General features: G+C 44.9%; 22 protein-coding genes. 7 read left to right on the forward strand and 15 right to left on the reverse strand.

Annotated features, from left to right (window positions below; all coding sequences use genetic code 11):
• Nucleotides 1-409 precede the first annotated feature (409 nt).
• From RIE73_RS31575 to RIE73_RS31600, 6 genes are all read right to left on the reverse strand, one after another.
• Entirely contained in the window at nt 410-811 is a 402-nt protein-coding gene (locus tag RIE73_RS31575; protein WP_446404928.1) for a DUF433 domain-containing protein, read from the reverse strand.
• 144 nt (nt 812-955) lie between these two features.
• The gene (locus tag RIE73_RS31580; RefSeq protein WP_446396461.1) at nt 956-1,375 is read right to left on the reverse strand and encodes a PIN domain-containing protein; all 420 of its coding nucleotides are present in this window, start codon (nt 1,373-1,375) and stop codon (nt 956-958) included.
• Entirely contained in the window at nt 1,356-1,610 is a 255-nt protein-coding gene (locus tag RIE73_RS31585) for a hypothetical protein (RefSeq protein WP_446396462.1), read from the reverse strand. Before RIE73_RS31585 ends, RIE73_RS31580 begins: the two co-directional genes overlap by 20 nt.
• Before the next feature lie 82 nt (nt 1,611-1,692).
• The gene (locus tag RIE73_RS31590; protein WP_446404929.1) at nt 1,693-2,706 is read right to left on the reverse strand and encodes a serine/threonine protein kinase; all 1,014 of its coding nucleotides are present in this window, start codon (nt 2,704-2,706) and stop codon (nt 1,693-1,695) included.
• Between the two features lie 380 nt (nt 2,707-3,086).
• Nucleotides 3,087-3,563: a hypothetical protein gene (locus RIE73_RS31595; RefSeq protein WP_446404930.1), complete on the reverse strand. Its 477-nt coding sequence runs from the start codon at nt 3,561-3,563 to the stop codon at nt 3,087-3,089.
• 35 nt (nt 3,564-3,598) lie between these two features.
• On the reverse strand, nt 3,599-4,333 hold the full coding sequence (locus RIE73_RS31600) for a nickel/cobalt transporter (protein ID WP_446404931.1): 735 nt from the start codon (nt 4,331-4,333) through the stop codon (nt 3,599-3,601).
• A 590-nt stretch (nt 4,334-4,923) separates the two neighbouring features.
• On the opposite strand from RIE73_RS31600, the gene gltD reads away from it, so the two are divergent.
• Together gltD and RIE73_RS31610 are read left to right on the forward strand one after the other, a co-directional pair.
• Nucleotides 4,924-6,411: a glutamate synthase small subunit gene (gene gltD, locus RIE73_RS31605; RefSeq protein ID WP_446404932.1), complete on the forward strand. Its 1,488-nt coding sequence runs from the start codon at nt 4,924-4,926 to the stop codon at nt 6,409-6,411.
• A 391-nt stretch (nt 6,412-6,802) separates the two neighbouring features.
• Entirely contained in the window at nt 6,803-8,626 is a 1,824-nt protein-coding gene (locus tag RIE73_RS31610) for an AAA-like domain-containing protein (RefSeq protein WP_446404933.1), read from the forward strand.
• Between the two features lie 539 nt (nt 8,627-9,165).
• Here RIE73_RS31610 and RIE73_RS31615 read toward each other — a convergent pair.
• The 6 genes from RIE73_RS31615 to RIE73_RS31640 form a co-directional block, all read right to left on the reverse strand.
• Nucleotides 9,166-10,464: an ABC transporter ATP-binding protein gene (locus RIE73_RS31615; RefSeq protein WP_446404934.1), complete on the reverse strand. Its 1,299-nt coding sequence runs from the start codon at nt 10,462-10,464 to the stop codon at nt 9,166-9,168.
• 219 nt (nt 10,465-10,683) lie between these two features.
• Nucleotides 10,684-11,091, reverse strand: coding sequence for a hypothetical protein (locus tag RIE73_RS31620; protein WP_446404935.1), 408 nt, complete (start codon nt 11,089-11,091; stop codon nt 10,684-10,686).
• Nucleotides 11,092-11,388: 297 nt separating this feature from the next.
• Nucleotides 11,389-13,932: a tetratricopeptide repeat protein gene (locus RIE73_RS31625; protein WP_446404936.1), complete on the reverse strand. Its 2,544-nt coding sequence runs from the start codon at nt 13,930-13,932 to the stop codon at nt 11,389-11,391.
• Nucleotides 13,933-14,073: 141 nt separating this feature from the next.
• Nucleotides 14,074-15,141 (reverse strand): trypsin-like peptidase domain-containing protein, encoded by a 1,068-nt coding sequence (locus RIE73_RS31630; RefSeq protein WP_446404937.1) that lies wholly within the window; start codon nt 15,139-15,141, stop codon nt 14,074-14,076.
• A 238-nt stretch (nt 15,142-15,379) separates the two neighbouring features.
• A complete protein-coding gene (locus RIE73_RS31635) occupies nt 15,380-16,810 on the reverse strand; it encodes an argonaute/piwi family protein (protein ID WP_446404938.1) in 1,431 nt (476 codons plus the stop codon).
• Nucleotides 16,807-18,132, reverse strand: a complete 1,326-nt coding sequence (locus tag RIE73_RS31640; RefSeq protein WP_446404939.1) for a hypothetical protein — start codon at nt 18,130-18,132, stop codon at nt 16,807-16,809. The genes RIE73_RS31635 and RIE73_RS31640 overlap by 4 nt, the downstream gene beginning before the upstream one ends.
• A 211-nt stretch (nt 18,133-18,343) precedes the next feature.
• Between RIE73_RS31640 and RIE73_RS31645 the strand changes: the two genes are divergently transcribed.
• Nucleotides 18,344-18,511, forward strand: a complete 168-nt coding sequence (locus tag RIE73_RS31645) for a hypothetical protein (protein ID WP_446404940.1) — start codon at nt 18,344-18,346, stop codon at nt 18,509-18,511.
• 252 nt (nt 18,512-18,763) lie between these two features.
• Here the strand turns inward: RIE73_RS31645 and RIE73_RS31650 are convergent, their stop codons facing one another.
• Both RIE73_RS31650 and cutA read right to left on the reverse strand, forming a co-directional pair.
• Nucleotides 18,764-19,492 carry a phosphatase PAP2 family protein gene (locus RIE73_RS31650; protein WP_446404941.1) on the reverse strand — a complete coding sequence of 243 codons (729 nt, stop codon included), beginning with the start codon at nt 19,490-19,492 and terminating at the stop codon, nt 18,764-18,766.
• A 438-nt stretch (nt 19,493-19,930) separates the two neighbouring features.
• Complete coding sequence (cutA, locus tag RIE73_RS31655; protein ID WP_446404942.1) at nt 19,931-20,272, reverse strand: divalent-cation tolerance protein CutA; 342 nt, start codon at nt 20,270-20,272, stop codon at nt 19,931-19,933.
• 165 nt (nt 20,273-20,437) lie between these two features.
• Between cutA and RIE73_RS31660 the strand changes: the two genes are divergently transcribed.
• From RIE73_RS31660 to RIE73_RS31675, 4 genes are all read left to right on the forward strand, one after another.
• Nucleotides 20,438-20,662, forward strand: coding sequence for a hypothetical protein (locus tag RIE73_RS31660; protein WP_446404943.1), 225 nt, complete (start codon nt 20,438-20,440; stop codon nt 20,660-20,662).
• A gap of 116 nt (nt 20,663-20,778) precedes the next feature.
• Nucleotides 20,779-21,324 carry an RNA 2'-phosphotransferase gene (locus RIE73_RS31665; protein WP_446404944.1) on the forward strand — a complete coding sequence of 182 codons (546 nt, stop codon included), beginning with the start codon at nt 20,779-20,781 and terminating at the stop codon, nt 21,322-21,324.
• A gap of 37 nt (nt 21,325-21,361) precedes the next feature.
• Nucleotides 21,362-22,567, forward strand: coding sequence for an AAA family ATPase (locus tag RIE73_RS31670; protein WP_446404945.1), 1,206 nt, complete (start codon nt 21,362-21,364; stop codon nt 22,565-22,567).
• Nucleotides 22,568-22,960: 393 nt separating this feature from the next.
• Entirely contained in the window at nt 22,961-23,254 is a 294-nt protein-coding gene (locus tag RIE73_RS31675; RefSeq protein WP_446404946.1) for a hypothetical protein, read from the forward strand.
• An 84-nt stretch (nt 23,255-23,338) separates the two neighbouring features.
• Here RIE73_RS31675 and RIE73_RS31680 read toward each other — a convergent pair whose 3' ends face one another.
• Nucleotides 23,339-24,139 (reverse strand): hypothetical protein, encoded by an 801-nt coding sequence (locus RIE73_RS31680; protein WP_446404947.1) that lies wholly within the window; start codon nt 24,137-24,139, stop codon nt 23,339-23,341.
• Between the last annotated feature and the right edge of the window lie 288 nt (nt 24,140-24,427).

Below are 24,427 nucleotides of genomic sequence, written 5' to 3' on the forward strand. Positions count from 1 at the left end.
CGAAAAATCGGGCGTTTCGGCTTTTAGAAGTTAGCTTGACCGAACCTAATTTTGTACGGTTTTTCCCCCTTGTCTACTTTCCTTCCTTGTCCTCCTTGTCTTGTCCCAACCATAAAATAAAAAACCTACACCTGTAAGCTCACCCCCAACCCCTCTCCCACGCCGGGGAGAGGGGAGCAAGATAAGATATAGCCAGCTACATTTTTTATCATTAATAATTCCGGTTCCCCTTCTCCCTTGATGGGAGAAGGGGTTAGGGGAAGAGGGTGAAAATTATCACCATAGAGATACAGTATCCTAATGTTTATCGGTCTTGATTTTGCCAAAATCACTGGATTGAATCAGGGTGAAACGAGATTAAAGATAGTAGAGGGCGGGTTTAGTCCAGTTATCGGTTGAGGCTGAAACGTTATCGGTAAAACCCGCCCCTACAACCGGAATTAAGGACTATAGCGTTTCTCATAAGATGAGGTGTAGGGGTGAGGACGCTTTGCTGAACTTCTGCCTCTGCTTTCAATTGACGAAATCTCTGTCGTGCCAGAGAAGGATTCTGTTTCTGCTCGTCTCGCTGTTGACGGCAAAATGCTAACCAATCTGCCAAGTAAGCACTCACTTCTTCGGTGTTGTGTAGATAGTAAAGAATCGTCGCATAAACCTGTTTTAGGGTAATGCTTTCAAATTGTTGAGCGATTTCTTCAGGGGTTTTAGCTCGGTAAATATACTCGTAAAGAACGCTTTCAATCCCGATGCGACTGTCCTGAATGCGGATATCATCAGGAGCAAGAAAGTTGAAGTAGTCTCGAATTTGCATAGCCAGTTGCTTTTACCATCACGGGGAATTATTTTCTGGGAAATTAGTCAGTCAGATACTCAAAGTCCAATTTTACCTCATTTGTGGTTGAACAGCCCACTCTCCTAATCTTATTCCTAGTAGCTGTAGTGCCACGTTGTATGATTAACCTCGCCAGTTGTCTAGATGCAACTTATAACCTAATAATTGAATGCGTTGATAATGAGATACATTACCAGTTACTAACGTCAAATTCTTATGCATCGCTATAGCTGCAATCATCGTATCAGCAAGACCAATGGGTTGCCCTGTACGTTCTAAGTCGGCGTAGATTCGCCCTGCTAGTTCAGCACTGGACAAATCCAGATTTAACACTTCAACATCAGTGATAACATTAAGAAACTGTTGAATGCGGTCTTGCCGTTGACGCTTATGCCAGCCTTTGATAATTTCGAGAACCGTAATGACCGAAATTGTGTAGGAACCGAAGGTATCGCGATACGCCCTAGCTCTAGTGACAATATTGGAATTTATGCCTTTTTGCACTTCGGAAAAAATATCAGTGTCAAGGAGTGCTTTGTTCACAGTTCTGATTGAGAGGATGTGCAGCGCGATCGCGCATAATCTCTTCTAGTATCTCATCAACAACGTCAGGTTCATCAGCAAACATTCCCATTATCCGGTCTTGTGCCGATTCTTTAACAGCCAGCTTGTTGATGGCGTCTGTAATCAGTTCAGATAGATTACAACGGCGCGACTCGGCTAACCATCGCGCCAGTTCGAGGGTCTTTTTATCAAGTTTAAGTTCTAGTGTCTCCATTCGTTTTTTGTTTTGAGATTACCGTATAGTTTGATCATGCCATAACCGCGTTCCTTGTTCCTTCCCCTTGGCAATGGGAGAGTTAGGGAGGGGTCAGATCAAGGGAACGTGTTTCTGGTTGAACCTGTGGTGAGGTTGGCGTTATTTCAGGTGTAGTTTCTGGCGGTGGTGCTGATTGCGGCTTGAGGGCTAAAAACCCAGCAATCATACTCAAAACCCCAGCAATTGTGCCAATAATCGTTAACCAAATTGTCAAATCCCAATTACGCCACGGTTGGGGAATTTGAGGCACAACCCCCAATAAATCCAACCATTCCTGCATCGTTTGGGGGCGTTCTTCGGGGGCTAACGCCATCCCTCGCAGAATCGCCTGATTCGTGCGATCGCTCATTTGGGGATTCACGTCTTGAGGCGGCTTTAATTTAGCCCTTCCCAAACTGCGATCGCGGACACTGGGCGGTTTTTCTCCGGTTAATAATTGATACAATGTGGCGGCTAAAGAATACACATCCGTATAAGCGCCGCGTTCGGCATCCTCATGATATAATTCCAGGGGTGTAAACCCATCGGCAGTTGTCGGATTAATCGTCGTTAACGGGTGATCAAATCCCACGGCTAACCCAAAATCAATTAACACCGCCTCCCGTTTCCCCTGACGCATGATAATATTCCCAGGTCGAACATCCCGATGTACCAAGTTATTTTCATGCACAACCATCAGTGCTGAACCAATCTGGCGAATATAGTGTAAGGCTTCTTTTTCAGTTAGTCGGTTCGCATGGGTTAAATCTTGCCCCTGAATATACTCCATGACAAGACAAACTTGCTGACCTTCTTTAAACGAATCCTTAACCCGGACAATATGAGGATGCTTGCACTGCGCCAACTTCACCGCCTCTTGCCACAACTTATCCTGAAGTCGATTAAGTTCTGCTGGAGTAAGCTGATTGAGTAACGTATCACTCAGGGTTTTCACCACACAGCGTTGGGACGTGCGATCGCGTGCTAAATAGGTTATCCCAAACCGCCCTGAACCTAACTCCTTCTCAATCGTATATTTGCCACGTTGCAACTGCTGTCCCGCCGACCAAGCCATTGCCGATTATCTCAAATACTGTCTTGATTGTGGCATAATATTATGTCCGGTTGAATACTCACTAGATTGTGGAGACAAGGCAGAGGGCAGAGGGCAGAAGGCAGAAGGCAGAAGGCAGAAGGCAGAGGGCAGAGGGCAGAAGGGAAGGAGCTTTTGTTGCAAGGAAGAAGGATATTACGGTTATTTCGGCGGACATAATATCAGTTGGTTGTCCTTTGTCCTTTGTCATACTCACTCTTTTGCACTGCAACTTGGTATCAGTTGGCACAGGGGAATCCTGCTTTGACGGGAACTTGTAACCATAAAACTGCTTTTTTGTCAAATCATTCCCTGAACGAGTACTGTTCCTTCTCGATGTCTTCCCACCCTGGTATTTACGGTTAAACGTTGAATTTATTGCTAAGGAATTGACCCCCAATGCCGCAACAAATGGCAACCACCGCTACAATGATTTGAGTGGCAAGATAATGATGATGGTGAGGATGATCCTCATGAATTTGGCTGATTGCCTCGAAATCAATCCCGCGATCGCTAACGGGAATTGTTAACATATCCCAATGACTATCCTCACCAATCTCCACCTCCCACTCTCCAGTGACGGAATAATCTGGTTCAAAGACAAACAGTCCTTGTTCGTTTGTCATTCCTTCAATCGGTGCATAGTCTGAACCTTTAGGAGGATGGACAATCACAGGAGCCTCTTTAAACGCTTCCCCTGTGCTGAACAGGGATTGAATTTCTAAGGACTTAATGTTTAATTGATAGTTCGTTTCTACACCATGGGCTAGGGCTTGGCTGGGAAAGCCCAAAAGACTGACAAGTACCAGGAGGAGAACCAAGAACTGTTTTGCTTTCATCTGATATCTGTAAAAAAATTGTGATTGACTGTGCCTCATAACGAGGTAGTGATTGAAACACATGTTATACCAATGCCAATGACCATGATCACGATCGCACTCAAAATTGATAACTTCTGTAACACTTGATCGGTTTGCGGCAATCGCTCTAGCCACTGGCGAGCATAAATGGCAATGACACCCAAAATAACCAACACCGATGCTAATCCTAGACTAAACCCGCCCACTAAAAATAGCCCATAGCTGATCTGGTGTAATGCCACAGCACTCAATAACATCACCAATGCCGAAGGACAAGGAATTAATCCGCCGGCAATCCCTAATTTAACTAAGGATGAAAGGCTAGTGGGTTTGTGTGCGTGTGAATGGGAATGGAAATGGGAATGGGAATGTAGCCGCTTTCTCAGCAGGCTCAATCCCACGATACCAATGGTTAACCCGCTTACCAAACTCAGCACGGGATAGGATTGTTCCGGCAAAACGTATTGAGAGGCAAACAGCGCGATTACACCCAAGATAAAAATACTCAGTGTATGAGTAAAGGTTATCGTTAATCCCAGTAAAACCGCCTGCTGTGGAGTGCCTTGAGAACCGATAAAATAGGCACTGACGAGGGTTTTGCCATGTCCGGGGGAGAGGGCATGAACCGCACCGAATCCAAATGCGATCGCGATTCCGATGATAATCGTGCTTAGTGTAGGTTCAGAGGCGATCAGGTTCGGCACAGCGGATGTGTGATTGAAGTGAGCTAAAATACACGCTTGTGACATGGGACAAGTGGGTGAGTCAGTTAGGTAATTATATCAAAACGGGACAACAGACAACCTTCGCTCAATCATTGCTAAGTAGTCGGACAAACCTAAAAAACACAACCCAAAAAACCGACTCAACCAACCGTTCACTCTCTATTATTTCCAGAACAGACTTCCTACCGTAACGCAACCGTCGTTACTTTATAAAAAAATGTGACAAGATGAAACCCGAAAAGCAATTATTTTGTATCCTATCTCTAGCCGTCTTCAATCCGAACCTGAACCTTGATGAACCCTAGCCACTTAACCGGAGTAAACCTAACTGTTTACTAAACTCAGCCTCGCATTTAAACGCCGAAATGATTGACAAACTGTAACACAGGCTACAAAATATCTCTGATTTTGACTTTTGACTGGGTACAGATGTTGCTTTTCACCTCTCTAGACAGCCGTCCATCCGCTTAGTTATCACAGCTCACCACCAACGACTGATTGGTGAGAATTTGCCGCCCAAATAGTCGAGGGACTTCATCGCCATCACGAATAGACCGAATAACACCTGAGCAACAACTATACCTTACTCTAAACTTGAAACTTGAGACATAACTATGGGAAAACCAACTGGCTTTATCGAATATCTGCGCGAATTACCCTCAGAACTGCAACCCGACAGTCGCATTGGCAACTGGGATGAGTTCCATCTACCCATGCCCGAGGAAAAACTCCAAACTCAGGCGGCGCGGTGTATGGACTGTGGCACACCCTTTTGCCATACCGGAACGATGATCAAGGGTATGGCAAGCGGTTGTCCCATTAACAACCTAATCCCAGAGTGGAACGACCTGATTTATCGAGGTCGATGGCGCGAGGCACTTGATCGCCTGCACAAAACCAACAACTTCCCCGAATTCACCGGTCGTGTCTGTCCCGCGCCCTGTGAGGGGTCTTGTGTCCTGGGTATCCATAACCCCCCCGTGACCATCAAAAATATCGAATGTTCGATTATTGACAAAGGCTGGGAGGAAGGCTGGGTCGAACCCGAACCCCCAACTAAGCGCACCGGGAAAAAAGTGGCGATCGTGGGGTCTGGACCGGCTGGACTCTGTGCGGCTGCCCAACTCAATAAAGCGGGTCATTGGATCACCGTATTTGAACGGGCAGATCGTCCCGGCGGCTTACTCATGTATGGCATCCCTAACATGAAACTGGACAAAAAGCAAGTCGTTCAGCGCCGCCTTGATCTGCTGGAACAAGAAGGGGTTAAATTTATCTGCAACACTGAGGTGGGTAAAGACTTCCCCACCGAGAATCTACTCAAAGAATTTGACGCCGTAGTCCTTTGTACCGGGGCAACCAAGCCACGGAACTTACCCATCGAAGGACGGGAGTTAAAGGGCATCCACTTCGCCATGGATTTCCTCACCGCCAATACCAAGGCGCTTTTAGATAACAGCAAAAACGGCAACTTTATCTCCGCTGAAGGCAAAGATGTGGTGATTATCGGTGGCGGTGATACGGGAACCGACTGCGTTGGCACCTCCCTGCGCCACGGGTGTAAGAGTCTGACGCAACTGGAAATCATGCCCCAGCCGCCCCTAGAACGCGCCCCGGACAACCCCTGGCCCGAGTGGCCCAAGATTTATCGCATGGATTACGGGCAGGAAGAAGCGGCGGCGAAGTTTGGCGCTGATCCCCGTTCCTATCTCACCACCGCGACCAAGTTTGAGGGGGATGAGGAAGGAAATGTGAAAGCGGTGCATACAGTGACAATCGAGTGGCAGAAAAATGAGCAAGGTCGATTTATTCCCAGTCCGGTTCCGGGTACGGAAAAAGTGATTCCCGCCCAGCTTGTTCTGTTAGCCATGGGATTCCTAGGACCCGAACAACCCCTGCTAGATGCCTTGGATCTCGAACGCGATGCCCGGAGTAATATCAAAGCCGATTATGGGAAATATGCCACCAGTATTCCCGGTGTCTTTGCCGCCGGAGACTGTCGCCGGGGTCAGAGTTTGGTGGTTTGGGCATTCAACGAAGGACGTGGTGCCGCCCGCGCCTGTGATCTTTACTTGATGGGGAGTACAGATTTGCCAGGTTAATCCCAGAAGGTTTCAGACGAGTCATAGTGCGTCTTTTGTGATGATTCTGGTTCCCCTTCTCCCTTGATGGACTTTGCTGGCGAATGTTACAAAAGAAGGCTCAAAGCCAATAAAAGCGTTAGCTGCTCTAACGTATTTTGGTCATTCTAGGGCGTAATGTTAAATTCGCCAGTTATCGGTGGGGAGGGCGGGTTTTGTTGTTCCGTTAGTGGTGACTAGCTGCATTGATTCCCTAAACCCGCCCCTACAATTGTCCCTAAACCCGCCCCTACAATTGTCCCTAAACCCGCCCCTACAATTGTCCCTAAACCCGCTCCTACAATTGTCCCTAAACCCGTCCCTAAAACTGTGGCTAAACCTATCCCGACAATTAACCTATTAGTTCAGGGGAATGGATCAGCAAGAGTTCACCAACGCATTTACCAAACTTACACCGCGACAAAAGGAAGTTTTACAGCAATTTGTCGCCGGGAAAAATGATGGTGAAATTGCGGCAGAACTCTGTATTTCTCAAGGAACGGTGCGGAAACATATTCAGAATATCTGTCATATTTTTGCCCTAAACCATGACGAAGATAAAGGATCATCTCACCGTTCTAAGTTAATTACTGCCATTGCTCACAATTTACCTAATTTAATCCCTGGAGATACGCAGGCGGCGACCAATCAACCTCAGGTTATTCTGAGTTATCATTGTGGCACTGATCCGGATAAAAGCCTGGCGACGCAATTAGAAACGGCGTTAACTGCCCAAGGATGTCAGGTGTTCATTGCTAATGGTAGTCTCCGTATGGCAACCCAGGGATTGCAGCAAATTTATGCCGAATTAAACCGTTGCGATCGCGTGGTGCTATTATTATCCCCTCTGGCGGCGTCGAGTGAGATGGTAACCGAAGAGGTGCAATGGGCAAAACGGCGGCGGGATCAACACCCGGAGGGGAAACCCGATATTTTGGCGATTCGGATTAATTGCCCTTGGACATTACTCAACCATGACTTACGCGGTTATCTTAAAGGGGTGTCTCAGCAGGAGTGGCGATCGCCTGAGGATACGCCGATTGTGTTAAACTCAGTTCGGGATTGGCTTTGTACTGATCAACCAACCGTTACCCCAGAAGGCAATCCCAAATCCGCGACGTTTCCCAGTGCCTATTCCCTCACCCCCAATCATCCGCCTCAACCTGTCGCTGAACCGGAATTACCCCGAGGACAAGTCGAATTAGCCTCGGCGTTTTATGTGGAACGCCCTGGTGTTGAACAACGTTGCTATGAAGCGGTAGCTAAACCGGGTGCCTTAATCCGAATTAAAGCGCCGCGACAAATGGGAAAAACGTCGTTAATGGCACGAATTTTGCATCGGGGAAATCAGTTGAATTATGCCACCGTTCCGTTAAGTTTTCAATTAGCGGATAGTAACGTTTTTACGAATTTAGATCGCTTCTTGCAGTGGTTTTGTGCGGTGATTACCCTCGAACTGGAATTACCCGATCGCTTGGAGAAGTATTGGAGTCAAATGTTTGGCAGTAAGGTGAGTTGTAAGTCCTATTTTGAGCGGTATTTATTGGCAACGATTGCCACACCGTTGGTGTTAGGGTTAGATGAAGTGGATCGGGTGTTTCATTATCCTGAACTCACGGCTGATTTTTTTGGCTTGTTGCGATCGTGGCATGAAGAGGCGAAAAATCGGGAAATATGGCGTAAGTTGCGATTAGTTGTGGTGCATTCGACGGAAGCTTATATTCCCATGGACATTAATCAGTCTCCGTTTAATGTGGGATTACCGATTGATTTACCGGAATTTGCAGCCGCACAAGTCCAAGATTTAGCCCACCGTCACGGATTAGTCTGGGAATCGAATCAAGTGGAACAATTAATGGCAATGGTTGGGGGTCATCCCTATTTAATCAGACTAGCGCTGTACGCGATCGCCCGTCAAGAGATTACCTTAGCACAACTGTTGGTTACAGCACCAACGGATGCTGGATTGTATGGTGATCATTTGCGGCGACATTTGTGGAATTTATCCCAACATCCGGAGTTAGCTACGGCGTTGAAGAAGGTGGTTACGGCTGATTATCCGATACAACTAGAACCGATGCAAGGATTTAAGTTGCACAGTATGGGATTGGTGAATCTGCAAGGGAATGAGGTGACGCCTCGGTGCGATTTGTATTGTCAATATTTTCGGCTGCGTTTGAATCGTGTTCATGAATAAATGCTGTGTCTATCTATTCATCGACATTTTCCCCCTCATCCCCTAACCCCTTCTCCCACCGTGGGGAGAAGGGGGATCGGATACTCTTGCTCCCCTCTCCTGTGCAAAAAAAGCGAAGCATCCTCTGTTCTCCCCCTTTTCCCTGGGGTAGAAACCGTAGGGGCGCAAGGCTTGCGCCCTTAAACCTGTAAAATCTCTTCCACTATTTTTGAGAACAACAATAAATTACCAGGCAGAAATTATTAATTTATAGCACTTCATGGAGTCAATCGATTATGACTTTCGGCATCATTGTAGAGACGTTACATGCAACGTCTCTACTTTTCTCCAGGATAAACAAACCTGATTCGGGGCGGGTTTAGTTACTTATGGGTGCAACAGAACAGATAATAGTGAAACCCGCCCCTACTGGACTGACACAGCTAAAATTGTGGAATAGATTTGACGTTTAAACCGGGCGCAAGCCTTGCGCCCCTACAATGCTAATCCACCAATTAATGTGTGCCACACCACTCACACTTCATACGATGAAAATTAAGCTAATTAGACCGAATCGCTTGACCTGTTCTTTCATCAAAGAAATGAACTTTATCAGCATTAATCGATAACCAAATTTGATCGCCAACTTTGACGAGATGATCGGCGGGAATTCTAGCTTGTAAACGGGTTTTTCGATCCAGTTTGACTAATAAATAGGTATCATTGCCCAAGGCTTCGACTTGTTCAACAGTGACCGATAAGTTTTTGGGGGCGGGAACACTGACACTCAAATGTTCGGGACGAATTCCCAGAATTAAAGAACGTCCATCATACTCTTGCAAAAAGGATTGCCAAACCTCTGGAAGCGTGAGTCGAAATTGACGATGCTGAATCAGCAGGGGCGCTTTAAATTGAACCGGAATAAAGTTCATCGGCGGTGAACCGATAAATTCGGCGACAAAGCGATTAGCCGGGTAGTTATAGAGTTCTAGGGGAGGGGCGATTTGCTGGATTTCCCCCTGATTCATTACCGCAATGCGATCGCCCATCGTCATGGCTTCGGTTTGATCGTGGGTGACATAGAGGGTAGTGGTTCCTAATTGGCGTTGCAAGCGCACGATTTGACTGCGGGTTTCCGCCCGGAGTTTGGCATCGAGATTGGAGAGGGGTTCATCCATGAGAAAGACTTGGGGATTCCGGGCGATCGCACGCCCTAGGGCGACTCGTTGTTTTTGTCCCCCAGATAGCTGTTTGGGGCGTCGATTCAGCAGGGGTTCAATTTGCAGGAGTTTGGCGACGTAGCGAACCTGATCATCAATCGCCCGTTCGCGATCGGAGAAATAGCGCCATTGTTTGGGAAGCGATCGCGTCATCCTGATTAAAGCATTCTCCATCCAAAGCGGCTTCTCGGTGGTAGGCTTTTCGTAGGCTAATCCCACCCTTGTCCGCCGCAAGCCAAAGGCAATATTGTCGTAGACTGTGAGGTGCGGATAGAGGGCATAATTTTGAAACACCATGGCGATATTGCGGGCTTTTGGGGGTAAATCATTCACCATGCGATCGCCTACCCAAATTTTCCCCCCGGTTAATTCCTCTAATCCCGCAATCACCCGCAGCAGGGTACTTTTACCACAACCCGAAGGACCCACCAATACCATAAACTCGCCATCGTAGACTCTCAGATTAATCCGCCGCAAAACATTCACGCTTCCCGATGACGCAGAGGATTGATCAACGGCTATCAGTGGCGCTTCATCCGTAGGAGTCAACAAGGGTTCTGTCGTCACAGGCGCGACAGTTGACCTGTCCTGGCGACTAGGAAAGCTTTTGTAAACGTTTTCGAGAACAACCTGGGACACGATGGTGACTGGGGATGAGCGACAGTGATAGAGGTAACTATACTATTATGTTCCTTGGCGTCATGAACTGAGGTCCCGAACCCAAGTCCTCGGTGAGAAGCTGGTTATCAAACTGGGTTCGTAGTTGGTACTTTAGTACCATCAGCGCTAAAGCGCTGACTACAAACTCTAAACTTGAAGTTAATTTTTTCATCTGCGATCGCCAGGGCTTTTCTCGGTTTACTTGTTCAGTAGTTCCCTTGATTGAGAATAACAAATTGACTCATATAAAACTCCTTGTTCTGCTAAACGATAGCGTTCCTCGTCTGCTTCTAGCTTGATCAGATCTCGATGACTTTCGCAGTAATGGATCACTTCATAGATTGCAGGTAGAGGCAAATCCCAATTTTCTGCGGCTTGTTCTGGTGTCATTTCATTGGCAATCTTATCGTGCCAAACTGTTGAAGCCAGGAGTTTGCGTCCTTTTATGTAAAGTTGGCGTCGCCACGGATGGGGACGTGCCACCAGATAGTGCCAGTTTTCCTGTAGGTTGGTATCGTCCAGAGATTGAATAATCGCACTGATCAGGGCGAGGCGATCGCTTACCGATAATTGGTTAATCTGTTCTTTGATCTCTGGCAAAGACATAGAGATACTCCGACCCATGCTGGTGTCTATATACAACTAGATCTAGTTTATCCAATTGCGCGATCGCTCTGTTCATTCTCGCTGGTCATTGCTGAAGTTGGTAGCTTTTATCCTGTAGGGTGGGCAAACGTTATCAACTTGAAAATGCTGATGTTATCGTTTTTTACCTTTGCCCACCTCACGGTAACGGGGGATTTATTATTTGTGTGGCAAGATTTCAGGAGAGGGACAGTATCAGATAGATGAGGAAGGGTGGGTTTTGTTGAGAGGTTATCGGTAAATACCCAAATTAAACGGCTAAACTCGCCCTTGCTGCTGAAGTACTTCGTTCAAGCAATTAGATCCAATTGCGATTTGGCGTTGGTCATTGAGAGTTTTGCTGATTTCAACTACCTGTTGGAAAGCTTCGATAGCTTCATCGAGCCGTTCTTGCTGCTGGAATACTCTGCCCAAGCGGTTGAGTCCAATTGCCAATGAGCGTTGGTCATCGAGAGTTTTACTGATCTCAATCCAACGTTGGAAAGCTTGGATGGCTTCATCAAACCGTCCTTGTTTTTGGAGTACTCCACCTAAGCAGTTAAGTCCAATTGCCAATGATTTTTGGTCATTGAGAGTTTGGCTGATCTCAATCTGACGTTGGAAAACTTCGATGGCTTCGTCAAGCTGTCCTTGCTGCTGGAATACTCCACCTAAGCAATTGAGTCCAATTACCAATGATTTTTGGTCATTGAAAGTTTGGCTGATCTCAACCTGACGTTGGAAAGCTTGGATAGCTTCATCAAACCGTCTTTGTTTTTGGAATACCAAGCCTAGACTATTGAGTGTTATTCTAAGACTATATTGATCGCCCAAAGCATCTTCAAGAGCATAGCAACGCTGGAGAATAGCTTCAGCTTGATCAAGAGATCCTTGCTGTCGTAAAACCCGACCTAAACTATCTAGGACATTCCGCAAGCTTTCTGAATCATCCAATGCTTCAGCAATGTCAACACAACGTTGCAGGACATCCACAGCCTCCTTAAACTGTTTTTGGCGCTGTAGTACATTACCCAACCGAGTCAGCCACCTTACCTGGGAACGCTGACGAGTCTTTGGTTCATCGATTCGGCTGAGGAATTCTGGAATCGGTTTTAGCACCTCCTCCGCTTTTAACAATTCACCTTGTAAAGACAAATATTTTGCCTGTCGCGTACAAAAAATGACAACAGTTTCCCAGTCTTGACAACGTTCTGCTAATAATTGAAATCCTGACATCAACTCAATAGCCTGTTGCCAATAGCCATATTCTTCAAAAAATAAGTTAAGGAAATCGGCAAATACATAATCGGCTGTTTCCTGTCGCTGTAACCACTGGGCTGCCAGAATAATGTCGTCTAAGTCCTCTGCTATTTCAGCCGCGATCGCTCGATTAGTGACCTCACTGGACTTCACCAACTCAATAAAAAACTGACCGTGTCGTTCCGCCGCCGCCGCTTGCACCTGCCGCGTTTCTGCCAATTCCTGAGCAAATAAGCGAATCAGGGGGTGAAAGACAAAGCGATTTTCTCCCACCTCCGCATAATTAAGCAGTGAAAGTTGGTAAAGATAATCCAGATACTCTTGCGCTGTCCACTCGTCCTGACAATTCCCCACAACCATCGCCGTGCGTCGGGAAAATCCCTCTTTAGCACAAACACTCAGACAGGCGAAAAAGTCAATCTCATCTGGCTCAAGTAATTCTACACTTAAGGTTAACGAGGCATTTACATTTAACGCCTCGTCTCCTCGCACTTTCAGTCGAACCAATCGCGTCTTTTCTTCCCGTAATGATGCCGCATAATCTGCCAAACTCCGCCGTTTTTGCCGCAATGCTGCACCGACAATTTGTAACCCTAGGGGTAAATTCCCGACTAACTGAATAATTTCCCTCGCCGCTTCTTCCTCCGCCGCCATCCGTTCTTCACCCAAAATCTTCTCCAGCAAACGCCATGAATCGGGTTCAGGAAGGGGAGGAAGGTCAATCGTACCTTCATCGGGAATATCTAAGGATAAAGGGAGATTGCGATCGCGGGTTGTAATAATTACTGCACATCGATTCCCACCCGGACGTAATACCTTAATTTTTGCCTGATCCGCATTATCAAAAATCAGCAACATCCGGCGATGAGCAAACACCTCCTGCATAATTGTGGCAGCATCTCGCTCATCCTCCGGATCAAGTTCCGCCCCAATCCGGCGCACAAACTCCCGCGCAATGGTATCCACATCCTTCCCACTCACCTGTATCCCAATCACCCCATCAGGGAATTCGCCGCGATACTGGGTCGCAAAGTGACAGGCGAGGGCTGACTTGCCAATTCCCCCCGCACCCGCTAACCCAACAATGCTGCACAGTTTTGATCCTTGGCGCTGGAGTAGCAAGTCTTCGAGTTGTTGCAATTCTTGCTCTCGCCCGGTAAACGTGGAGACATCAAGCTGGGGTAAAATAAAGGGAATGGAGGATGATTTTTGGCGATGAGACTCACCTCGGAACTCGTACTCCCATCCCTGATCATCTAAAGCGCCAATATCGGCAATTAAACCCCTGAGTTTTTGTTGATCCTCGACACCAATCCACGGGTTTATACCGTCCACCGGGCTTGCTACCAGATTATTCAGAAATGAAAGCAACTCAGTCTTTCCTTCCGAAGTCAGCAGATTGACCAGTTCCGTAAAAAAGACAAAATTATTGCTATTGTCCCACTTAATTTTGCTGCTTAGGCATTCAAACCCCAGGTAAGCCAAGAGTGCTTTTCGTTCTCTCACGGTTTGAATGGTTGGCATTCTCGCCAAAAACCGTAATAGTTGGGGCTTGAGTTTCATCACCGACGGCTATTCCAGATAGTCTTTGGGCTTCAGGATTAAGCTGAATGCTACTGACTTAAGCTGGGTTCGTAGTAGGCACTTTAGTGCCAGAAGCGAAGACAGCGCTTACTACAAACTCTAAAGTCAGTTACATTCGGGTTAAGCTGTTGCCCCTGAACGAATCCGTTCTGCCAGTTCTGGAGGCAAATCAGCGAGAATCCTACTTACCAGTATGCCTTCATTCCGAAAATAACGGCGTTGTGTGGTCGGTTCGAGAATATTTCCCCCCGCATGATGCAGGGCGACGACATCCCATCGATCATTAAACACGGGTGAACCCGAAGAACCATTTAACGTAGAGGTGACATACTGAACCACATCTCCCCCTAAATACTCAACAAAATTATTCTGAAGGGAAATCTGTTTCGGTTGACCTAATGGATGCTGAATAATATTAACCCGTTCCCGCCGCCGAATCCTTGTCTCCACCAACGATAACCATCCCCATTGGTTCCCCGGTTCTCCAACCAATTGCACCACGGTATAATCTAAAGCCGAGTTCGTCTGAAAAATCCCATCAACCTGAGCGCGATATTCTTCCGGTTGCTGTGCCTCTCCCTGAAAATTTTCCTCATAGTTAAACCGAAAAATCGTATGGGTCAATAAATCAGCACTGGGTAGGACATGATGATTCGTCAACAGCAAATTCGCCCCGATTAAAAACCCCGAACCCGACCAATTTCCTTGAGGACTGCGAACCCCGATATACGCCACAGAACGCGCCACTTTTATTCCTTGTTGAAGAAACGCGATCGGACGCAGCGTACTTTCGCCAATAATCTTCTCAAAAATATCTGTAGGCGTTTCTCGACCTTGCCACTGATCAATCGGCGGTAATGTGGCAATTGGCGTCATCATTTCATAGTCAGTTAAAAGCCGATCAATAAACTGCTGTTGCTGCACACCAACAATATTAAAAATCTTGAGACCATTCAAGAACACACCCAACGCCTCACGGTCATAACTCAAGCGCCCATAATTCGACAACTTAGTGATAATTTCACTAATCGCAACAAACGCAGAACCCGAAACATCCAGCATTGACAGCAATGGCGTTAAGCCCGCCTCTGTCAAGAATTGCCGACGCGATCGCTCGTTACTGAGTTCGGGAATGTCTTTGAGAAGTGCAATTAATTGTTGGCGATCTTCATTTTTTAGGTTAATCATTTATATCGGGGCTATAGTAGAGATTATTGGGGGATTATTTAAATTATTTTAACTTAATTATTGCACTTTTTTCAGTAAGTTACTCCTTTTTTGCCACGGGGATTAAAATTGCTGTTACATAAACTTGCGTCCACTTGACAAGGACTGAATTATAACGGGAGAGGCAAGTGCCACATTTATTCTTTAATCTCTGCCAGAGACATGGAGGGAGTCCAACCAATGTTGGTGTTTATAGTAATCACATATAAAAACTGTAACTGATCTGCGGATTATCATCAGGACTTAAGTATTTCATCACTTGTCCCACTTTTCTAGCACATGCCAACGTAATTGGATACTTGCCATCAAATTGAGTGTTGTTCCAATTCATTTTTGTCAAACCTAAAATTTCTTGGGAAATTACGCCAGGAGATTCATCTGACCTAACAATGCGAATATCAAGAGGTTGTGGAATATATTTTCCTGGATAGGTTCTGTAGTATTCCACTGCACCACGAGTATAGAGGAGATGATTGGCTTCATCAAATTCCAGATGCATACCTCGGTAAGGCGGATATTCTTTCCCACGTAACAGGCGTAGTTCGCTATCAAGAATCGTTACAAAATCAATCTTACGAATCCGCATTTCCTCAGCCGTGGACTCAAACCCAGCCAATTCTTCATCACTATAGTTCGAGGATTTATGCAGGACAATCCGTGCTGGAGACGTATCCATTGCCATTTCATATTCAGTCAAAGCACGTTTTAAAAGTTGATAAGCTTGATCGGCTTGCAAATGAGGTCTTCGATCACGTTTATCGATATCCACTGGCGTACCTCGAAGAATAACATTATTGCCTAACTCATCAAATATTTGAGCTAAACTCGTATTGAGTACCTGGCGATCGCGACTGCGATAAAAGCTAATCCCAATAAAACATACTGATGGTCGATTGATGTTGGTTGAAAGTTTCCAAGGAACTGTTTGATTCGTTTTGTAATACAAAGCCGTACAAAAATTCCAAGCTTTTGTTGCCTCATCTTGTTGACCTTTGAGGTTCGACTCTAAAGAAACCTCTCTGACAAGTTGCAAGGGTTTACCAAGATGCATTGCTCTGGCTTTTAGGGCGCGTCTAAAGTTTGCCTCTAAAATATCATCATGCTGATCTTGATCACTCTCTAAGCTTTCCTCTCTAGAAACCACTTTGGGTTTAGAAATTTGATCATAGAGTTTAGTCGGTACAATGCAGACGATTACGTCAACGACGCGGTTTTGAGCTAAAAATTTAGCTTGGCGATAGTACAGGGCAACGGCTGCATCAATTCGTTCATTCCAATCCTCAATCCGAATGACTTCATTGATATCTGAAGAATTTAATGTTCGAGTAATCTGCTCGTCAATGACAAGGCTAGATTTAAATCCAAAGTCGGGTTTAAAGCCACAAAATGGAGCAAACAAATTAGGTTGGCGACTATCCGGTTTAGAAGGAATAGGTTGTGAACATTTTTCTAGCCAAGAATACAACTTGGATAGCGTATCGCTAGTTCCTACAGCACCAACTAAGACTCGCTCACGTCTAATTTTAAGTTTGGTATCATAAACATCATAATTAGCAATGCCTGCTCTCGGACAAACGTGAGAGTCTTGACCAAATTCTAGCAATGGTTCTCTAATATAGTGCAATTTCATATATCTAACGGCAACTCCATTTGCTGCCAATTATCGGTATTAACGCTGTCATTCTTCGATGTTTTAGGATTCCATGCATCATCATCAAGTGAGGGGGCATTGTCAAAAGTAATCAGTTCGCCAAACTTTAAGAAAGGATAAGATGCTCTTTTAATAAATAAATCTGACGGTTTCTCAGTTTTTAAGAATGCGGTAATAAAACGCAGATGGTTGTAAATATTTTTGTCATGTTCATGCCGCTTCAGCCAATCGAGTTTATCCTTAGCATAAAAAGATCGTCGATAGCCGTCAAAACTAAAAAACCAGTCTGGAATAATAATAAGATACCACTTTTTGCCAAACCGTCGATATCTTGTCCGAAAGGCAAAGTGCTTGCAGTAAAAGATTTCGTCAGGCTTATTATTTTTCATGAATCGTTCATAAACCGTGCGGGTTTCTTTCTTATTACTATACCATTCCTCTTTGCGAATCGCCGCACCATCGACTTCGACAAAAATGAATAGTTTTTCTCGATGTTGCCAGAGGACTTGCTGATGGTATAATTTTTGCTGCAAACATCGACGTAACAATGATTTAAAAACCTTATCATTATTATCATCCATTTCGTAAAAATCTTGAGAATTAAGGACTGTTGTTGTGCTGCGATCAATAATTGCTGTCAGTGGCAGATCATCCTTTGTTAAATCATAAAAAGTCACAAGTTTTCCTTCATGACAAACCCAATCAACGCCAAATGCCAATCCTGCCTGTTCTAAAGCCGAACGAACAACATCTCGTGCTGATGCATTTTTTTGAAGTTTTAGTTTATAATTTGTGGAGTTTTTAATGATTTCATCTCGATTAACTATTAAGCCTGATGTGTATATTTTTTTAGGTAATATCAATTGCAATAAATTCAAATAAATCTTTTCATGAATTTGACTATCTGGTAAGCTGTAATTTTTATTGTTAACCGGATTTTCTTGTCCTCGCCATCTACCAACCGCAGATAATTCAGCGATTGGTGTCATCATTTCATAGTCAGTTAATAGTTGATCAATAAACTGCTGTTGCTGCACACCAACAGCATCAAAAATCTTGAGACCATTCAAGAACAAACCCAACGCCTCCCGGTCATCATTCAAGCGCCCATAATTCGACAACTTAGTGATAATTTCACTAATAGCTATAAACGGAGAACCCGAAAGATTCAGCCTTGGCAGCAATGGCGTTAAGCCCGCCTCTGTCAAGAATTGCCGACGCGATCGCTCGTTACTGAGTTCGGGAATGTCTTTGAGGAGTGCAATTAATTGTTGGCGGTCTTCATTTTTTAGGTTAATCATTTATACCTGGGCTATAGTAGAGATTATTTTGTGATTATTTCAATCATTTTAACGGAGATATTGTACCTTTGTCAGTAAGTACCACCACCCGATAAGGAGTTCAAAGCCCTGTCACCAAGCTACTGTCCCTTACTAAGGAACTAAAACTCTTATCCACGGGTCTTTAGAGACTTACCACAATATAGTGCTAATTTTCAGGCAGGTTGGTATCTTGCCCAGACTGGCAATTACTCTAATCAATGCTGGTGTCTATGTACAAGTAGATCGAGTTTATACGATTGCGCGATCGCTCTGTTTATCTGAAGCAAAAGCGACTACCAGCGCATCGGATTGGATACCCATAAGTCCATCGCCCAACGCTGAAACCTTGACCAGTTAATCTTTTCCCTTGGAACCCTTTGCCCTCTGCCTTTTGCTATATCAATGTTTCAAAGCCTTTGTTGATTTTATAGAACAAATTTAAAACACAGTACAGTCCTAAAAAATGGTGCGTTACGTTTCACTAACGCACCCTACGATTTATTTAATTTATAGACATAGGAGTTGAGTAAAGGAGTTCCCTTGCCAATTGAGGGGAATAGAGTTTAAGCTGAATGGTGCGTTCAAGAACCCCTTTTAGATCAATGCTATTTTATGACGTTTCTGTAACTTCTTTCTCTTCTTTCTCCAGTCGTCGTTGACTCCTATAAGGTCTAATCACTAAACTGACGCCAACCGCCCAAGCAATGGATGCCATCCAACCTGCAATAATATCACTGGGGTAGTGAACACCTAAATACATCCGCGTCCAACCGATTGCGATCGCAAACACGATACCCCCAACCACAGTCAGCCAGCGCCAACGGGTATTCCAGGTCAAAATAATTAATACAATCGCAAACGTCACGCTTCCCATCGCATGTCCACTAGGAAACGCATAATCAGATTCTGGCGCAGGGGATTCCCACAAACTCGGACGTACTCGCTGGAAAGTTAACTTAGCGGTACGATTAATAATAAGACTGCCTAAATAGGTTATCAGCGCATAGGTGAGGAATCGCCACTGGCGTCGGAATGCCAATACCAGTACTATCGCTACAGCTAAGGGAAACACCCCCCAATAGGCACCCAACTTTGTCAGGTTTATCGCAAACGCATCGAGTTGAGGGGAAGTTGTTGAGTGAATCGCTAATAAAATTGGCACATCCCAGGGAAAACCCCCTTCGTTTTTCCAAATCTCCTCGGCTAATTCTCCGAAGATTTGCACGGGGACATAGACACCCAGAAATAATATGACCAGAGAACGCCAATTACTGATTAATAATTTGACCAGAAATTTCCAGAAGGATTGAATACGCTTGGAGAGTTCATCAGTAGACATTAAACAGAACGAAATGTGACGGTGTACAAGTTGAAAAAAAGGGCGAATTCCTCAAAATTCTGATTATCCCACATCCAAGGACAAAGGACATAAATAAATTATTTATCCCTCATCCCTATACATACATTTAAAATTAGGTCAGTCAGGGCGGGTTTTGATTCAATGTTATCATCAATGGCGAAACGAAAGTCCCTAAACCAGCCCCTACAATTGGGCGGGTTTTGATTCAACGTTATCATCAATGGCGAGACGAAAGTCCCTAAACCTACCCCTACAATTGGGCGGGTTTCGATTCAATCTTATCATCAATAGCGAAACGAAAGTCCCTAAACCAGCCCCTACAATTGGGCGGGTTTAGTCACATCTGGGTCTAAAAGAAACGATGGTTGTAAAACCCGCCCCTACAAATTATTTATGCGCTTTTTCCGCAGCCAAGGGTCACAACTTTTTCACAGATACATTTTCCGAAATCCACTGTAAATAAGCCTCAGATCCAGCAATAATCGGCAAGCCAATAATTTCGGGAACGTCGTAACTATGCAACTCCTGAATTTTGGCAGCTAACTGATCAAATTGAGATAAATCTGTTTTTATCACCAATTGCCACTCTTGATCACGATTCACTTTCCCGTCCCAGGTATAAATCGATCGCACAGGTGCAATACTGACACAAGCTGCCATTCGCGCTTCCACCAAGGATGAAGCGATCGCGTCTGCTTCTTCTGGGGATGTCGCCGTTACCAAGACTACACCATGGCTAGAGGTTGACGGTTTCTCCATACAATCATTCCTGCGTTCCTACGCCGGGTTAATTGTATCAACTTACCGGGAAAAAAACATATTGACACACACTACCGTGCGATCGCCGAGTATCTATTCGGACTTACGCATACCCTTTATCTGTAGGGTGCGTTAGCGCAGCGTAACGCACCATTGGCATTATATATGCTGGCTATCTCTGCTGCGGAAACAGGCATCCCTCATCCTCAATTCTCTCTCACCCAGGAAATCCTCAAAAGCATTATGCTGTTGGCAAAAGCATGTAACCTCAGAAAACGCCTAACGAGTTACCGCTACGGTTTGGGCGGCGTGAGAACGGATGCAATCGCTACAGAAGAGTTGACAGGTAGACAATTTTTGCCAATTGTAGTATTGTATAATACAAGTTAGCATAGTCCTCACCCCTGAGTATGAACCCATTGATCTGACTCAGACTCAAGGCAACGTTATCCAACCCTTGTTTAGGGTTAGCTAAACCATTTTAACAGCGATTGATTCAATCAACCATGAACTCTACCCGCCTGGTTAAAATTAGCAAATATCTCAGCAAACATCTGCGACATCAACCCGAACGGATTGGGTTAACCTTAGAACCAGGAGGTTGGGTCAACGTTGATCAACTGCTATCTGCTTGTAAACAGTATTCCTTTCCCCTGACTCTCAATGAACTTAAAGAAGTTGTTGCCAAAAATGATAAACAACGCTTTGCTTTTGATGCGACAAAAACACGGATTCGCGCCAATCAAGGGCATAGTATCGCGGTTGATTTACAGTTAGAACCCACTATTCCACCAGAAATACTCTACCATGGTACAGGTCACAAAACTGTTGAATCGATTCGGCGTCAAGGCTTATGCAAAATGTCACGGCATCACGTCCACTTATCCCCGGATATCGCCACCGCCAAAAAAGTAGGACAGCGTCATGGTCGTCCGGTAGTTTTGGCTGTCGATGCTAAAGCCATGTCCGAGAAGGGTCATACATTCTACTGTTCCGAAAATGGGGTGTGGTTAGTGGATTGTGTTCCCCCGGAATATCTACAGCAACTCTAATCCGCCAAGAGTCTCCAACTCAGCAGGAAAAATAGTGATGAATTCAGAACAGATTTGGTCTCCAGACAATTCTCCTCAGAACAATCGGCAAGCGAAAGGCTTATTGGGCTTAGGCTGGCGTCCTTTATCGCGGCAGTTTGACTTGGACTTTGTTTTACATTTGCTGCAAAATGATACATCAGAGTTATTGCAAAAGACTCTAGATTTTACCAGTGATGTGGCTGATGCATTAGGGCGAAATCACTATAATATTTTCGCCAATGTTTTGAGCTTATTTTCCGAAAACATGCGTTATGAGTGGGATGAGTTCTGGGAGTACATTACCCCTGATCCGCCAACTCCTAATCATTGTCAGCGGGAGACGATATTTGTCAATACACCCGTTACCCAAACCGTTACCCGCGAGAGTATTCCAATTGAGTATGTTCTGAATCGACTGCAAGAAGTCACTTTATTTAAAGTTTTGGATATTCTCGGCAGTCCTGATTTGATTACTCAAGATTACATGGATCGCCGCTTTTATTATCCTCTAGAAAAGTTTGTCAACTGGCAACGCTTAGACGTGTTTGGCACAGTCTATGGCTACTGGTCGAATCCAGAGATTTGGTTACAAATTAATAACCAGGGTCAAGGACGGCGCTGCTACAGTTTAATGGCAGATGAAATTCGCCCGTTAGTGAATAAAGCCACATATAATGTAGCCGTGATGTTGAGTGGTTATCAAAGTCGGGTGGGACAGGTTCACAGTCAGTTTCAGATTAGAGACTTTCCCAGCGATATTCAACGGTTTACCGATACTGTTCAGCAGGCTATTCTGGATCAAAATCAGTTAGCGATTTTGGTACATGGTGAACCGGGAACCGGAAAAACGGTATGGACACAAGCGCTGGCAAAAGAAGTTCTTGTCCCGTTAGGGTATACGATTTTTATTCTGGATCATGATGCCGTGGAAAATTTCGTCCCGCCGAGTTATTTGGAACGAGTTGCCCTAATTATTAACGAGGCGGATAACTTAGCCAAAAATCGAGCCAGTGAAGTGGCACAATGGAATAATAAAACGGAGCATATTCTCAGTTTGCTGGATGGAACGTTGTATCAGAGTGTGATTGATGACACCGGGATTAAAGCGCAGCAAAAATTAGTGGTATTAATGACCTGTAATACCACAGAACGATTCGACCCGGCGATGTTACGTAAAGGACGAGTGGATTTGACTTACGAGTTTATGCATCGATTTGTGTAAGGCTGAGTAGATTTGACGATTAAATCGGGCGCACGTCGGTTATTGGTGTCAACTTAAGGCTGAAACCCTTACTTAATAAGAGATCCCCCCTAGCCCCCCTTCAAAAGGGGGGAACCAGAAATTAATCAAAGTCCCCCTTTTTAAGGGGGATTTAGGGGGATCTAAACTTTAATCGCCAGTTATACAAAGTCTTAAGTTTACACGGATGCAAGCCTTGCGCCCCTACGAGGATGATGTAACAATTGAGACATGCTACGCTACTCGAAACAATTTCATCCTAAAGGTATAAGCTGAAATTGACCTTATTTCCTAGAATGAGAGAGTCTCCGTTCTAAGAGTTATTACATTAGGTAAATCCCCTAGCAACGAGATAACGCATTCTATACAAAAACTATGTTTTTTCTAAAACGACCCATTCTATTACTTCCTCTGGCTTTACTGCTTGTTGTGTCAACTGGTTGTCGCGTGGAAAAAGAGCAAGCCGGGGAAGAACCGGATGTAGATGTTAACGTAGATCCTGGAAACTTGCCAGAATATGAAGTTGAGGGACCAGAGGTTGATGTAGGAACTGAGCAAAAAGAGATTACTGTTCCTGAGGTGGAAGTAACCCAAGAAGAAAAGACGATTACCGCACCTGATGTTGATGTTCAACCTCCGACTGACAATGATTCCCAAGGAAATCAATAATAGTAACAGTTAGGGAGCTTCTTTGGGCAACTGAGAAGCTCCCCGAATAATTTGTCAGAACGTAATGGTTACTTTCAGATGCATTTAGGCTTTGCAATAGTCTACCGTGTTATTGACAGATTCAATCGTAACATTTGCCCCTTTTCTGACGATAAATTCACTCGCACCAATTTCACCATCCAGACGTCCCCAATCATAGCTATAGCCTAATCGTGTCCACGGATAACCATTGTCACCATAAGAGGCTAACTGCAAAGTATTGATCCAATCCTGATGTTGCGGCTCAACAGTCTCCGGGAAGTTCACCTCACAGCGAGTATCGTTAATTTCGGCGTCGGGACAAGGACGAAATAAATCCGACGCATTCACCCACATTTCCACAAATTTGGTTTTGCCATTGTGAGGCGGTAAACCCAAGTATTGTTCTAGGCGTAAGGTGAGGCTTTCTGGGTCAAGGTTTAACGTTCGGGCGAAGGTTTGCAGTTCGGGAACCGCCGTGACCCAAATTTCTCGGCTTAATTCCATCGGTAAGCCAATTTGATTATCATAGCCATTCCAGGATGTCCAAGTTACCATTAATACTTGTTTTTGTCCCTGATAATCTCTCCATTTTAAATTGGGATTGTTGGCGGAAATGGCTTGCAGAGTTGTGGATATTTCTGATTCATCGGCGACTTCCGTATCTTTAATAGCTCTTAGATAGGAGCGCTTGAGTAAGGTTTCAAACAGGGAGGAATCGACTGATGCGAGGGTGATAGGCGTGGGAGTAACGAATTGGGGTAGAGGCGCGGCTGTAGCTAGGCTGGATGAGTTGGGAAGGTTAATACACCAAAATCCGATGATTAAGGCGAAAATAGAAACCAGAAATCGACTGTATTTGTTCATAAATCGCATTGGGAAAAACGCTAAAAAGGTTTGCCAAAAAAGAAGTGGCTAAGTAAAAATACCCGTTGGAGTCATCTAAGTTCAATGACACGCTTTAGTCAGCCGTTTTAGAGTGCCGAAACCCTTGATATACCGTAGGGTGGGCATTGCCCACCAGCCAAAATTTCAGTACCATTCCATACCTAGGTAAGCGAGTTGAGGATGGTGTAGGATCTGAATCCTCTTAGAACAACCTAAAAAACGGGTATGTAATAGTATGCCAGTTTTTTAACTGTCTATGCTACTGTT

Origin of the sequence: Coleofasciculus sp. C1-SOL-03, assembly GCF_040220555.1 — a bacterium.
In the GTDB taxonomy this organism is placed as follows: domain Bacteria; phylum Cyanobacteriota; class Cyanobacteriia; order Cyanobacteriales; family Coleofasciculaceae; genus Coleofasciculus.

Bases quoted from the DNA above. Each gene is read 5' to 3' on its own strand.
- RIE73_RS31575 (WP_446404928.1), bottom strand. From the start codon at position 811: ATGCAAATTCGAGACTACTTCAACTTTCTTGCTCCTGATGATATCCGC.
- RIE73_RS31585 (WP_446396462.1), bottom strand. From the start codon at position 1,610: ATGGAGACACTAGAACTTAAACTTGATAAAAAGACCCTCGAACTGGCG.
- RIE73_RS31590 (WP_446404929.1), bottom strand. From the start codon at position 2,706: ATGGCTTGGTCGGCGGGACAGCAGTTGCAACGTGGCAAATATACGATT.
- RIE73_RS31595 (WP_446404930.1), bottom strand. From the start codon at position 3,563: ATGAAAGCAAAACAGTTCTTGGTTCTCCTCCTGGTACTTGTCAGTCTT.
- RIE73_RS31600 (WP_446404931.1), bottom strand. From the start codon at position 4,333: ATGTCACAAGCGTGTATTTTAGCTCACTTCAATCACACATCCGCTGTG.
- gltD (WP_446404932.1), top strand. From the start codon at position 4,924: ATGGGAAAACCAACTGGCTTTATCGAATATCTGCGCGAATTACCCTCA.
- RIE73_RS31610 (WP_446404933.1), top strand. From the start codon at position 6,803: ATGGATCAGCAAGAGTTCACCAACGCATTTACCAAACTTACACCGCGA.
- RIE73_RS31620 (WP_446404935.1), bottom strand. From the start codon at position 11,091: ATGTCTTTGCCAGAGATCAAAGAACAGATTAACCAATTATCGGTAAGC.
- RIE73_RS31625 (WP_446404936.1), bottom strand. From the start codon at position 13,932: ATGAAACTCAAGCCCCAACTATTACGGTTTTTGGCGAGAATGCCAACC.
- RIE73_RS31630 (WP_446404937.1), bottom strand. From the start codon at position 15,141: ATGATTAACCTAAAAAATGAAGATCGCCAACAATTAATTGCACTTCTC.
- RIE73_RS31635 (WP_446404938.1), bottom strand. From the start codon at position 16,810: ATGAAATTGCACTATATTAGAGAACCATTGCTAGAATTTGGTCAAGAC.
- RIE73_RS31640 (WP_446404939.1), bottom strand. From the start codon at position 18,132: ATGATTAACCTAAAAAATGAAGACCGCCAACAATTAATTGCACTCCTC.
- RIE73_RS31650 (WP_446404941.1), bottom strand. From the start codon at position 19,492: ATGTCTACTGATGAACTCTCCAAGCGTATTCAATCCTTCTGGAAATTT.
- cutA (WP_446404942.1), bottom strand. From the start codon at position 20,272: ATGGAGAAACCGTCAACCTCTAGCCATGGTGTAGTCTTGGTAACGGCG.
- RIE73_RS31660 (WP_446404943.1), top strand. From the start codon at position 20,438: ATGCTGGCTATCTCTGCTGCGGAAACAGGCATCCCTCATCCTCAATTC.
- RIE73_RS31665 (WP_446404944.1), top strand. From the start codon at position 20,779: ATGAACTCTACCCGCCTGGTTAAAATTAGCAAATATCTCAGCAAACAT.
- RIE73_RS31670 (WP_446404945.1), top strand. From the start codon at position 21,362: ATGAATTCAGAACAGATTTGGTCTCCAGACAATTCTCCTCAGAACAAT.
- RIE73_RS31675 (WP_446404946.1), top strand. From the start codon at position 22,961: ATGTTTTTTCTAAAACGACCCATTCTATTACTTCCTCTGGCTTTACTG.
- RIE73_RS31680 (WP_446404947.1), bottom strand. From the start codon at position 24,139: ATGAACAAATACAGTCGATTTCTGGTTTCTATTTTCGCCTTAATCATC.